The sequence below is a fragment of the Effusibacillus pohliae DSM 22757 genome (genome assembly GCF_000376225.1).
GTDB lineage: Bacteria > Bacillota > Bacilli > Tumebacillales > Effusibacillaceae > Effusibacillus > Effusibacillus pohliae.
The window spans coordinates 1-12,251 of record NZ_AQXL01000127.1; the positions used below are offsets into that span (position 1 = coordinate 1).

A 12,251-nucleotide genomic window follows, 5' to 3' on the forward strand; every position below is an offset into this window, starting at 1 on the left:
TTTGTACTCAAGACTGGGGAACCTTACAACGAACTCGGCGCTGATTACTTGGAGAAGCGAAAGAGCATCTCGACCGAAGAATTGATGATTCGCCGCCTTCAGAAGAAAGGCTATGTGGTGACAAAATCAGCTGACGTCACAGCCTAATCAACTTAATTAATCCCCTTAATATGGAAGGAGAATGGGCCTCCCGGGCATCCTATTGCCCAAAAACCGAGGTAGCCGATCCCCTACTGCCTCAACGATACTCTATTTTCTCATCAAACAAGTTGTTCCTGAAAACATTCCATGATGAGCGAGACGCCCTTCTGTACCTGTTCCTCGACACCAGCCGTTCCATGGCATTCGGAGGGAAAATTGAGCAGGCGAAAAAATTGGCTGCCGCACTGGGCTACCTGACATTGGCCTGCCATGACCGGGTGGAAGCCTGGTTGTTCGCCGACAAGATGCTGTCCAGGTCACAAAGGTTTACTGGCAAACAGTCCGCCTATCGTCTGTTCGATATCTTGCAGCAAGTCGAAGCAAGCGAACCGGGTATCGACGGCAGTTTGTCCTGGCTGTTGCGGGGCGGTGTTCCCAGCGAACCCGGGATCCTCGTGCTGCTGTCCGATTTTTTGTTTGTGGACGGTTATCAGGAAGGGCTTCGACGATTGCAGGCAGGCCGTCATCAGGTTGTGGTTGTGCAGGTGCTTTGCCGGGGGGAGTTGGACCCGCAGTTTGTCGGCGACTTGCACCTGATCGACAGCGAAAATGGAATCGGCCGGGACGTGGCAATCTCACCGCATATGCTGCAGCGCTATAAACAGGCGGTGGCCGGCTATACGTCGGAACTGCAGGATTTTTGCCGGCGCCGGGGGATGTTTTATGTCTTGGTACCCGCTGAGGAGAATCTCGAGGACGTGTTATTCCGCAGGTTGCCCGCATCGGGGGTGATCCGGGGATGAAACTGCTGTCTCCATGGATGCTGTCTTTCCTTGTGACTCTGCCGCTCATCGTTCTGCTGTATCTTTTGAAGCGAACCTATGAACCCAGGACAGTACCGAGTATTTTGCTGTGGCAGAAATTTCTGCGCGAGATGGAAGCCAACCGTCCCTGGCAAAAGCTCAGGCGGAACATTTTGCTCTTGCTGCAGTTGCTGGCCGCCCTGATTTTTGCTGTGGCACTCGCCCGACCGGCAATCAACGGAAGCGGTCCGCTGGCGACCCATACGATCGCGGTGCTTGATCTTTCTGCTTCCATGGCGGCCCAATCGGACGGTCAAACCCAATTGGAGAAAAGCAAAAAACAACTGCAGGAATGGATCGGTCAATTGGCTCCCAACCAACGCATGACCTTGATTGCGATGGCGAAGGAAGCACGCATCCTTGCGGCCGGCCATGACCATGCGGAATTGCAGAAGGCTGTCCGGGACGCTCAACAGGAGTACGGAAAAGCGGATTACGAAGGCGCTTTGTCGTTGGCAGCCGCCCTTTCCGGCAAAGACCCGGCAAGCAGCGTCCTTATATTTTCGGACGGCAATTGGGGACTCGACCCGCAACTTTACCCGCGTTTTGCAAGGCAACCGCAGATGATCATGCCGGACAGGAATCTGCAAAATGTCGGGATCAGCCATGCGGCAGCCGCCGTTCAGGCAGACCGTGCGGAACTGGTAGCCACTGTCCGGAATTACAATGAGCAAGCAAGCTCGGCAGAGGTGCAACTGTACGACGAAGCAGGCAAATTGCTGGAAGCGATGGAAGTGGCACTTCCGGCGAACGGAAAACAAGATCTGTTCTGGCGAAATTTGCCTGTTGGTGAATTTTACCGCGTTTCGTTAAAAAATGGTGATGCGCTGGAATTTGACAACGAACGGATCGTCTTGCCGTTGAAAAGCGGTTCGGCAAAAGCGTGGATGACGGGTAACGGCAACCTGTTCCTTGAAAAAGCGTTAAAAATCGGCAGCAACTTGACGGTGGAGCGCGGAACGGATTCGGATGCTGCCCCGTCTTCCGCCAACCTTTATGTGTACGATGGTGTCTTACCGGATCGATGGCCAAACGGATCGGTGCTGCTGGTCAATCCGCCTGCGGGTGCCGGTATCGTAAAGACAGGTGACCTGTTGGAGCCGGGCAAGCTGCAGATTGTCGACTCGCAGTCTCCGTTGCTCCAGTATGTTGAACTGGATCGGCTGCACCTGAAAGCCGTACGGCAGGTGGAGTCGGTTTCCTGGCTGAAGCCGATCGCATACAGCGGAAACACTCCGCTCCTTCTCACGGGGGAACTGAATGGTCGCAGGATCGCGATCCTGCCGTTCGATCTGCACCAGTCAGACTTGCCGCTGCTGCCCGCTTTTCCGATTCTGGTGAAACATCTGAAAGACTACTTGCTTCCCTCCGGCGGCAATTTGTTGGGGCAAGCAACTGTCGGAGAACGAGTTGCTTTGTTGCCTCCCATTCGCGAGGAAGAGTGGAGCGTAACGGATCCTTACGGCAAGTCCCACAAGGTGGAAAAGAGCATGATCGAGCAGGGTTTCGTGCCGGAATCGCCAGGACTGTATCGCTTTCAGAGCCATGACAAACGGGAAGTAAAACTGCTCGCCGTTTCATCTCCGGTTGAAGAGTCGAACGTCACTCCCGTCAAAGTCGCACTGCCAAGCGGCAGTGAGCAGGCCGAGGGCGAGCAACAAAACGCACAGCAAAAATTGGGACAGACGGAAATCTGGAGGTACTTCGCTCTGGCACTTCTGTTCCTGCTTTATGTCGAATGGGGGGTGTATAAACGTGGGTATTGAGTTCGCGCACCCCTGGTGGTTATTGCTTTTGCTGCCGTCCGCCTATGCAATGTATTGGTGGTACACGGACGAGCGACGATTGGACGGGGTCCGGAAAAAAACGGTTGCCGTCTTGCGAAGCCTGATCTTTTTGTTGGTGATTCTCGCGGTGGCCGGTACTTCCTTGAAAGCCCCGATTCAAAAGCAACAAACGGTGTTTGTTGTCGATGAATCAAAAAGCGTCGGCAGTCTGAAACAGGCTGTGCAATGGATTGAACAGGCGGTCGGCCAGAAGACGGAGCAGGACGGATTTGCCGTGGTAGGAGTGGGGGAGAAACCGTCAGTGGAGTATCCTCTTACTCTGAACGGGAACGCCGCTGTCGAGTTGAACGGTGTAAAAAATCAGAACTTTACCAACCTTGCTGCCGGGCTTCGCCTGGCTGGCGGATTGGCGGATACAGAATTCAAAACACGCGTGGTGTTGCTTTCGGACGGCGAACAAAATATCGGGGACGCGGTAAAGGAAGCGTCGTATCTGAAAGAACGCGGCATTCGCGTGGATGTGGTGAAATTGCAGCGGGAAATTGGGGCGGAAGTCCTGCTCAAATCCGCTTCGGTTCCGACCACCCTGTATCAGGGAGAGAAATTTGCGCTGAACGCCGTTTTAGAAAGTACCGTAACGACAACTGCACAATTGCGCATCTATGAGGATAATCATCCGATCGCAACCGTGTCTGTGCAGGTGCAAAAAGGCGAGACACGGCTGTCGCTTCCGCTGCAGGCGGACAGACCGGGTTTTCATCGGTATCGAGTGGAAATTCAACCTGCTGAGGATACGGAAGCGGTCAATAACACCGTATACGCGTATGGAGAAGTTGCGGGGCGCCCATCCGTGCTGATTGTCGAAGGCAAGCCGGGGGAGGCCGAGTGGTTGCGGCAGTCGCTGGATGCCGGCCATTTTCCCTATGAAATCAGGCAGCCGCAAACGATGCCCAGTGCTTTGGAAGAGTTGCGGCGGTACTCCGCGATTGTACTCGCGAACGTGTCGGGCACAGATTTGCCCGCATCGATTCAGCAACAAATCGAGATCGCGGTGCGCGATTTTGGCGTAGGACTGTTAATGACGGGGGGAGAAGATTCCTTTGGGCTGGGAGGATATTTTAACACACCGGTCGAAAAAGCGCTTCCCGTTTACATGGACCTGCGGAATCAACGGGAGATTCCTTCATTGGGATTGATGCTGGTGATCGACCGTTCGGGTTCCATGGGTGTGCAAAAAATGGAACTGGCAAAAGAGGCGGGCCGCCGTGCGATTGCGATGTTAAGCGCCCAAGACACGGTTGGCGTGGTCGCTTTTGATTCTGCGCCGTGGTGGGTGATCGAACCGACGAATGTGAACGATCCCAAATCTTTGCAGGACAAAATCTCGGGCATCAATGCCGGCGGAGGCACGGATATTTATCCCGCTCTGGCGGAAGCATTCGATAGACTGCAGAATGTGAAAGCGAAGCGCAAACATATGATCCTGCTTACGGACGGACAATCGCCAAATGGGGATTATGACGGACTAACGGCCAAAATGCGGGAAAAAGGAATCACCATGTCGACGGTGGCGGTGGGAACCGATGCGGACCAGAATTTGTTGCGGAGTCTGGCAGAAAAAGCAAAGGGCCGCTTCTATCAAACTACGGACAGCCAAAACGTCCCGCAGATTTTCAGCAAGGAAACGGCGATGGCAGGCAAAACGTTTATCCAGGATCAGCCATTTACTCCGGAGATCGGGCAAGCCGCCGACCTGCGGCCGCTTTTTGCGAAAGGGCTGCCGCAGATCAACGCGCAGGTTGCAACAACTGCAAAGGAGACGGCCGATGTGGTGCTTGCAAATCCGCAAGGACTACCTCTGTTGGCTCGATGGCAATATGGGCTCGGTCGGGCGGCAGCCTGGACGAGCGACGCAAAAGGGATGTGGGCCAACCAATGGGCCGCATGGGACGGTTCCAGCCCATTTTGGAACCAGTTGCTGACTTGGCTGCTGCCGCAGTATCGCACGAACGCATTTGATATACGCCCGACTGTCGCGGAAGGTCAAGGGCAGTTCACAGTCAATCTCAAACAACAGGTAAAGGATGGGGCCATATTGAAAGCGGAAGTGATCGGTCCCGACCTGCAGCGGCAGGAGGTGCAGTTGCTGCTGCGAGCGCCTGGACAGTATGCAGCGAACTTCCGGGCTGATAGGCCGGGCACGTACATGATCACTGTAACAGAAGAACAGGGCGGTAATGTGTTGGCATCGGCGTCTACCGGCATTGCGGTTGCCTATTCTCCGGAATACGCTCTGCCCAAGGACGGTGACCGGGTGTTGCAATCGATCGCCCAGACAGGCGGCGGTCAAGTCCTCACCGAGCCGTCGGCGGCGTATGCGGACAATCTGCCGGCAAAATGGAAACATCGCGATATTTCCCTGCTGCTGTTGCTGCTTGCGGCATGTTTATGGCCAATGGATGTGGCATTCCGCCGTGTAAGTTTGCCGTGGGAGCGGGTGAGATTGTGGTGGGCTTCCCGGTTTGGCGGGAAAGTGTTGCAGCCGGCTATGGCTCAAACAGCGGGCTCCTTGCGCAGGCTGAGAGCAAAAACGGTAAATGCCACCGAGCGGCGTGTGGGAAATCGGCCGCCCGATTGGAACGATTCCTCCAGACTGGTGCATGCCTCCCCAGCCGCCGGGGAAATTCAGCAATCTCAGGCAGTGCCGAACCCCCCCGCTGCACAGCAAGAGCAACCGTCAACTGTATCCCGGCTGTTGGAGAAAAAACGGAAGAGGTGAAAAAATGGTCGAAGCCGCGATCCACGGCTTTGTGCTTGCTTTGGGTCTGATTTTGCCGCTTGGTGTGCAGAACGTGTTTGTGTTTAACCAGGGGGCGCTGCACCGGCGTTTTGTCGCAGCCTTGCCGGCCGTTCTCACTGCGTCGGTCTGTGACATGATTTTAATCTCATTGGCGGTTTTGGGAGTGTCGGTCGTTGTCCTCGGTTCCGTTTGGGTGAAAACGGTGCTACTTGGCGCAGGGCTGCTCTTTTTGCTGTATATGGGCTGGGTAACGTGGCACAGCACGCCCGGTGCCAATGGAAACGAGGCGGCTCGGACGTTCACTCCCCGCAAACAGGTCGCGTTCGCCGCGTCCGTTTCGCTGCTCAATCCGCATGCGATCATGGATACGGTTGGAGTAATCGGCACCAGTTCGCTTGGCTATGCGGGCGTTGAAAAATTGGTCTTTTCGGTGACCTGCATTGCGGTTTCCTGGATTTGGTTCGCCGGGCTGGCATTGGCTGGACGAATCACCGGCGAATTGGACAAATCAGGGCGGTTTATGACGATCCTCAACAAACTATCGGCGATTGTGATGTGGGGAGCGGCTGTCTACATCGGCCGGATGTTGTTCGCATGACGGGTCCGGTAAGTTGTCACCTTTGGCAAGTTGTGCTACAATTGGCACGCTTATTCTAGTCCGAGTAAAGGTTTGGTAAGAAGGTGACACGATGTTGTACGTATGGGCGGCGCTGGTGACAGCGCTCGATCAATTCACGAAATTCCTGGTGAAGACCTATATGACAGAGGGGGAGTCGATCCCGGTTTTGGGCGACTTCTTGCGCATCACATCGCATCGCAATCCGGGGGCCGCCTGGGGGATTCTGGCGGGGCAGCGGTGGCTGTTTATCGTCATTTCGATCGCGGTGATCATTGGGGTCGCGTATTACGCGCGCCGGGTAAAAAGCGGGCTGGTTCGCGCCGCGTTGCCGCTCTTGCTGGGCGGGGCGGTCGGCAATCTGATCGATCGTATTCTGTATGGGGAAGTGGTCGATTTTTTCGATGTGCGGATCATTCACTATCCGATTTTCAACGTGGCCGACTCGGCTATCGTGATTGCGGTAGGGCTGATTTTGCTGGACGCGTGGAACGAGTACCGGCGTGAGCGGGTGAACCAAGCATGAGCGACCTGTTGGACAGGGAATTGGACGAGCACTTAGCGGCGGAATCGATCAGCTTCCTGATCCAGGAGGAAGCGGCCGGGGAGCGGATCGACCGGTTTTTGGCGGAGCGGATCGGCGATTTGTCGCGCTCCCAGATTCAGGGACTGATCGAAAATGGCTTTGTTCTGGTACATGACAAACAGGTAAAGTCAAATTACAAACTGCGGGCTGGCGACGAGGTACTGGTGAGCCTGCCGGAACCGGAGCCGACCGAAGTGCAGCCGGAAAACATTCCGCTCGATATTGTCTATGAAGATCAGGATGTGATCGTCGTCAACAAACCGCGGGGGATGGTGGTGCACCCAGCGGCCGGCCATATGCGGGGCACCCTGGTGAACGCGTTGCTCTACCACTGCAAGGATTTGTCGGGGATCAACGGGGTGCTGCGGCCGGGAATCGTGCATCGGATCGACAAAGACACGTCCGGCTTGCTGGTGGCGGCGAAAAATGACCAGGCCCACCAGAGCTTGGCTGAACAGCTGAAGAAGCATACAGTGACCCGCAAGTATATCGCGATCGTGCATGGAGTGGTCAACCACGATCTGGGGACGATCGACGCTCCGATCGGCCGTCACCCGGTGCACCGGTTAAAAATGGCGGTGGTGAAGAGCGGCGGCCGCCATGCGGTGACCCATTTTGCCGTGTTGGAGCGGTTCAAGCGATATACGCTGCTAGAATGCAGGCTGGAAACGGGCCGCACCCACCAAATCCGCGTTCATATGGAATTCATCGGCCACCCGTTGGCAGGAGATCCCGTCTACGGACCGAAACGGACGCTTGACATCGACGGACAGGCCCTGCACGCCCAGGTGTTGGGGTTTGACCATCCGCGCACCGGTGAATATATGGAGTTTCGGACCAACATTCCGGATGATATGGCGAGGTTGATCGAAGAGCTTCGAAAGGAAGAGGACTGATGCGAAACTCGGAACAACAACTCGGACAAAACCGCTTGACCGGCCCCGGCGGATTTTGATATTCTACTGGAGACAAATGAGTTCCTTTAAACTGATCCCGTGAGGTCGGTAAGGAGAGCGGAACATTGTCTGAGTCAAGCGGCGAGTTGAGTTTGGCACTGCGGCCCCGGCGCACCATGTACGCGGGTCTGCATGACAGCCACAACGTCAATCCAACTCCTGCGGCGGCAGACTGGAAAGCTTCTTACCTGACGGGTAGGAAGTTTTTTTTGTGTCCGGATAGTGGAACTCACGCAGACGAACACTGTTGACAAGGGGGGAAGCCGTCAATGAACGTCAAGGTGAAGACGCAGCTGCTCGACGAGCAGGCGATTCGGCGTGCGTTGACGCGAATCGCGCACGAGATCGTGGAAAAAAACAAAGGGATCGAAGACATCGTACTGGTCGGCATCAAAACGCGCGGCATCTATCTGGCGAAGCGGCTGGCCGAACGGATTGAGTCGATCGAAGGGAAGCGGGTACCGGTGGGTTCGATCGACATCACCCTGTACCGCGACGACCTGCAGGAAAAAGCGGAGCAACCGCAGATCCAAGGGCACGCAATCCCGGTGTCGATCAAGGAAAAAAAAGTGGTGCTGGTCGACGACGTTCTCTACACGGGACGCACGGTCCGGGCGGCGCTGGACGCGCTGATCGATTTCGGACGCCCGAAACGGATCCAGCTGGCGGTGTTAATTGACCGGGGGCACCGGGAACTGCCGATCCGGCCCGATTATGTAGGCAAAAATGTGCCGACTTCGCAAAGCGAACTGGTCGCCGTGCACGTACAGGAAATTGACGGAGAAGACAAAGTGATCCTGCTGGAACGGATCGGGGAGGAGTAACGACATGGGACAGCAACGAGTGATTGATGTGCAGGAAAAGATGCCCATTTTGCAAGGATTGCCGCTTTCCCTGCAGCATCTGTTCGCGATGTTCGGGGCGACCGTACTGGTGCCTTTCCTGACCGGGCTGAATCCGGCGGTCGCACTGCTTTCCAGCGGCATTGGTACGCTGCTTTACATCTTCTTGACGAAAGGGCAAATTCCCGGCTATCTCGGCTCATCGTTCGCCTTCATCGGTCCGATCATTGCCGTAGCGAAAGCGCAAGGGGTTGGAGCCGCCCTGTTCGGCTGCTTTTTGTCGGGGATCGTCTATATCTTGGTGGCGGCGATTGTCGCCCGGTTCGGGGTTCGTTGGCTGCAGCGCCTGCTGCCGCCAGTGGTGGTCGGTTCGATCGTGATTGTGATCGGACTGGGGCTTGCCAGCACGGCGGTGAAGATGGCCAGCGAGAATCTGCTGGTCGCATTTGTGGCACTCGGGATCGCGGTTGCGGCATCCGCATTTTTCCGCGGGTTCCTGGGCGTGATTCCGGTGCTGATCGGCATTATCGGCGGCTACGTGTTCGCGGCGCTGTTGGGTGTGGTCGATTTCACGAAGGTTGGGCAGGCTGCCTGGTTTTCCGTCCCGTTGTTCACCGCGCCGCAGTTCTCGTGGGCGGCCGTCTGGATGATTGCACCGGTGGCGCTGGTGACGATCGCGGAACACATCGGCCACCTGCTGGTAACGGAAAATATCGTCGGCCGCAATCTGATGGAAAAACCGGGGCTGCACCGGTCGCTGTTGGGTGACGGGGTGGCGACGGCGGTAGCCGGCCTGATCGGCGGCCCGCCGACCACCACCTACGGCGAAAATATCGGCGTCATGGCGATCACCCGCGTCTACTCGGTGTGGGTGATCGGCGGTGCGGCTGTGTTCGCGATTGCGTTCGCGTTCATCGGCAAGCTGAACGCGCTGATCTCTTCGATCCCGGTGGCGGTGATGGGCGGGATCACCATCCTGCTGTTCGGCATCATCGCGTCGGCCGGGCTGCGGATGCTGGTGGAATCGGGAATCGACTACAGCAGCAAGCGGAATCTGATTATCTCCAGCGTGATCCTGGTGATTGGTGTCGGCGGCATGGTGGTACATGTCGGCAGCCTGTCGGTCGAGAGCATGGCGCTCGCCACCTTCGTCGGCATTTTGCTGAACCTGATCTTGCCGGATCTGAAAGAGGAAACAACTGAATCAGGAAGCGCCTTTAAACCGGCCCCGTGAGGCAGGTAAGGTGCGGATGGCGACGTTTCAGGCGGAATGCGGCATTCTGTCTGGCGCGGCTGCGTGCGCATCGGCTCCTGCCACCGGGCAGGGGCCGTTTTTGTGGGAAATGCAAAAGGAATTTGCAGAACGTGCAACGTACAACAGATGATCCGGCGAACAGACACAACCGGATGCAAGGAGGGCTTTGGATGGATCGTCACATACTTGGGGCGAAACAGTTTGACCGCAGCGGTTTGGAGTCTATCCTGTCGGCCGCACGGGCGATGGAGCAGGTGGCGCGGAGCGGGGGCAGCCAGTTGCTGGCCGGAAAAATCATGGCCTCCCTGTTTTTTGAGCCGAGCACGCGGACCCGGTTTTCGTTCGAATCGGCGATGACCCGCCTGGGCGGCCAGGTGATTTCGACCGAAAACGCCTCCCAATTTTCCTCGGCGATCAAAGGGGAAACGCTGGAGGATACGATCCGCGTGATCTCCTCCTACGCCGACGTGATCGTGATGCGCCACTACGAAATCGGAGCGGCCGCACGGGCGGCTCACGTGTCGACAGTGCCGATCCTGAACGCCGGCGACGGGGCGGGCGAACACCCGACCCAGGCGCTCTTGGACCTGTATACGATCGAAAAAGAGCTCGGTTCGATCGACGGTATCTCAATTGCGATGGTGGGCGATCTCACCTACGGGCGGACCGTCCATTCGCTCGCCTACGTACTGGCCAATTTTCGCGATGTGACGATCTGGTTCACGGCGCCTGAGAACACGCCGATTCCGCAAACCGTGAAGGAGTATCTGGATGAAAAAGGCGTCCGCTACTACGAGGAATCGGATCTCCGCCAGGTGGCGGAACGGGTCGATGTGCTCTACCAGACGCGGGTGCAGAAAGAGCGGTTCCCGTCACAAGAAGAATATGAGAAAGCGGCGGGCCGGTATATCGTCGACAAGGAACTGATGGACCGGATGAAACGGACCAGCATTGTCATGCACCCGCTGCCGCGGGCGGGAGAAATCACCCCCGAATGCGATGCCGACCCGCGCGCCGCTTATTTCCGGCAAGCGGAAAACGGGGTGTACGTGCGGATGGCGCTGCTCGCGCAGGCGTTGGGTGAAAACCAAGCAAAGGAGTGACGAAAATGGGCATCCTACTGCAAAACGGGAAACTGCTGGAACTGGAAAGCGGGGAACTGCTGGCGCGGGAAGTGCTGATCGAAGGCAACCAGATCACTCGCATCGCGGAACGGATCGAGGCGGCCGGACATGAGACGGTCAATCTCAACGGACATGTGATCGTTCCCGGCTTTTTTGACATGCATGTCCATCTGCGCGATCCGGGGTTCGAATACAAAGAGACGATCGAGACGGGAACGCAAGCGGCCGCAAAAGGCGGATTCACGACAGTCGCCTGCATGCCCAACACCCGGCCGGTTTTGGATAAGCCGGAACTGCTGCGCTATGTGTATGAAAAGTCGCAGGCTGTAGGATTCGCACGTGTGTATCCATACGGAGCGATCACCAAGGGCGAGCGAGGTGAGGAATTGACCGACATGGACGCTTTAAAAGAAGCGGGAGCGATCGGCTTTACCGATGACGGGATCGGCGTGCAAAATGCCGGGATGATGCGATCGGCGATGGAGCGGGCAAAAGAACTGGGGCTGCCGATCGTCATTCATGCGGAAGACGAATCGCTGTCAGGCAAAGGCTGCATGAACGAAGGGGAAGTGTCGAAGCGGCTCGGGCTGCCGGGCATTCCGGGAGTGGCCGAATCGGTGCACGTCGCACGCGATGCGCTGCTGGCGGAACTGACCGGCGCCCATCTGCACGTCTGCCACATCTCCGACGCGAGTGCGGTCGATGTGGTCCGCTGGGCAAAACGGCGCGGCATCCGGGTGACGGCGGAGGTGACACCGCACCATCTGTTGCTGACAGATGAAGGGATCGACGGCACGGATGCGAACTGGAAGGTGAACCCGCCGCTGCGGACAGAAAAAGACCGGCAGGCGTGCCTGGAGGGATTGCTCGACGGAACGATCGACATGATCGCCACCGACCATGCACCCCATTCGGAAGAGGAAAAAAAACGGGCCTTCCAAGTGGCACCGTTCGGCTTCGTCGGCCTGGAGACCGCATTTCCGCTGCTCTACACCGAACTGGTGGAGAAGGCGAAGCTGCTTTCCCTCCACCAACTGGTACAAAAAATGACAGCCGCGCCGGCCGCCATCTTCGGTGTCCCCGGCGGCCGGGTGGTCGAGGGCGGCGTAGCCGACCTGACGGTGATCGATTTGCAGCAAGAGCGCGTGATCGATCCGGCCGAGTTTGCATCGAAAGGCCGAAACACTCCGTTTGCAGGCTGGAAGGCAAAAGGCTGGCCGGTGCTGACAATCTGTAACGGTCGGGTGACACATAACGAACTGTAAGGAATCCACCGGCACA

General features: G+C 57.0%; 11 protein-coding genes. All 11 read left to right on the forward strand.

Features of this window, described 5'->3' with window-relative positions:
• The first annotated feature begins 170 nt into the window (after positions 1–170).
• The 11 genes from C230_RS0112530 (at position 171) to C230_RS0112580 (ending at position 12,235) form a co-directional block, all read left to right on the forward strand.
• A complete protein-coding gene (locus C230_RS0112530; RefSeq protein WP_407635580.1) occupies positions 171–944 on the forward strand; it encodes a DUF58 domain-containing protein in 774 nt (257 codons plus the stop codon).
• On the forward strand, positions 941–2,770 hold the full coding sequence (locus tag C230_RS0112535; protein WP_018132388.1) for a VWA domain-containing protein: 1,830 nt from the start codon (positions 941–943) through the stop codon (positions 2,768–2,770). Before C230_RS0112530 ends, C230_RS0112535 begins: the two co-directional genes overlap by 4 nt.
• Positions 2,760–5,570 (forward strand): VWA domain-containing protein, encoded by a 2,811-nt coding sequence (locus tag C230_RS0112540; RefSeq protein ID WP_018132389.1) that lies wholly within the window; start codon positions 2,760–2,762, stop codon positions 5,568–5,570. The genes C230_RS0112535 and C230_RS0112540 overlap by 11 nt, the downstream gene beginning before the upstream one ends.
• A gap of 4 nt (positions 5,571–5,574) precedes the next feature.
• The gene (locus C230_RS0112545; protein WP_018132390.1) at positions 5,575–6,189 is read left to right on the forward strand and encodes a LysE/ArgO family amino acid transporter; all 615 of its coding nucleotides are present in this window, start codon (positions 5,575–5,577) and stop codon (positions 6,187–6,189) included.
• Between the two features lie 91 nt (positions 6,190–6,280).
• The gene (gene lspA, locus C230_RS0112550; RefSeq protein ID WP_018132391.1) at positions 6,281–6,733 is read left to right on the forward strand and encodes a signal peptidase II; all 453 of its coding nucleotides are present in this window, start codon (positions 6,281–6,283) and stop codon (positions 6,731–6,733) included.
• Complete coding sequence (locus C230_RS0112555) at positions 6,730–7,689, forward strand: RluA family pseudouridine synthase (protein WP_018132392.1); 960 nt, start codon at positions 6,730–6,732, stop codon at positions 7,687–7,689. The genes lspA and C230_RS0112555 overlap by 4 nt, the downstream gene beginning before the upstream one ends.
• A 329-nt stretch (positions 7,690–8,018) precedes the next feature.
• Entirely contained in the window at positions 8,019–8,573 is a 555-nt protein-coding gene (pyrR, locus tag C230_RS0112560) for a bifunctional pyr operon transcriptional regulator/uracil phosphoribosyltransferase PyrR (RefSeq protein WP_018132393.1), read from the forward strand.
• 4 nt (positions 8,574–8,577) lie between these two features.
• Entirely contained in the window at positions 8,578–9,825 is a 1,248-nt protein-coding gene (uraA, locus tag C230_RS0112565) for a uracil permease (RefSeq protein ID WP_018132394.1), read from the forward strand.
• Between the two features lie 16 nt (positions 9,826–9,841).
• Entirely contained in the window at positions 9,842–9,976 is a 135-nt protein-coding gene (locus C230_RS23625) for a hypothetical protein (RefSeq protein ID WP_281168949.1), read from the forward strand.
• Positions 9,977–10,016: 40 nt separating this feature from the next.
• Complete coding sequence (gene pyrB, locus C230_RS0112575) at positions 10,017–10,949, forward strand: aspartate carbamoyltransferase (RefSeq protein WP_018132396.1); 933 nt, start codon at positions 10,017–10,019, stop codon at positions 10,947–10,949.
• A gap of 5 nt (positions 10,950–10,954) precedes the next feature.
• Complete coding sequence (locus tag C230_RS0112580) at positions 10,955–12,235, forward strand: dihydroorotase (protein ID WP_018132397.1); 1,281 nt, start codon at positions 10,955–10,957, stop codon at positions 12,233–12,235.
• Positions 12,236–12,251: the final 16 nt, after the last annotated feature.

Excerpts from the sequence above, each read along its gene's own strand:
- C230_RS0112530 (WP_407635580.1), top strand. The coding sequence starts at position 171 with ATGGAAGGAGAATGGGCCTCCCGGGCATCCTATTGCCCAAAAACCGAG.
- C230_RS0112535 (WP_018132388.1), top strand. The coding sequence starts at position 941 with ATGAAACTGCTGTCTCCATGGATGCTGTCTTTCCTTGTGACTCTGCCG.
- C230_RS0112545 (WP_018132390.1), top strand. The coding sequence starts at position 5,575 with ATGGTCGAAGCCGCGATCCACGGCTTTGTGCTTGCTTTGGGTCTGATT.
- lspA (WP_018132391.1), top strand. The coding sequence starts at position 6,281 with ATGTTGTACGTATGGGCGGCGCTGGTGACAGCGCTCGATCAATTCACG.
- C230_RS0112555 (WP_018132392.1), top strand. The coding sequence starts at position 6,730 with ATGAGCGACCTGTTGGACAGGGAATTGGACGAGCACTTAGCGGCGGAA.
- pyrR (WP_018132393.1), top strand. The coding sequence starts at position 8,019 with ATGAACGTCAAGGTGAAGACGCAGCTGCTCGACGAGCAGGCGATTCGG.
- uraA (WP_018132394.1), top strand. The coding sequence starts at position 8,578 with ATGGGACAGCAACGAGTGATTGATGTGCAGGAAAAGATGCCCATTTTG.
- C230_RS23625 (WP_281168949.1), top strand. The coding sequence starts at position 9,842 with ATGGCGACGTTTCAGGCGGAATGCGGCATTCTGTCTGGCGCGGCTGCG.
- pyrB (WP_018132396.1), top strand. The coding sequence starts at position 10,017 with ATGGATCGTCACATACTTGGGGCGAAACAGTTTGACCGCAGCGGTTTG.
- C230_RS0112580 (WP_018132397.1), top strand. The coding sequence starts at position 10,955 with ATGGGCATCCTACTGCAAAACGGGAAACTGCTGGAACTGGAAAGCGGG.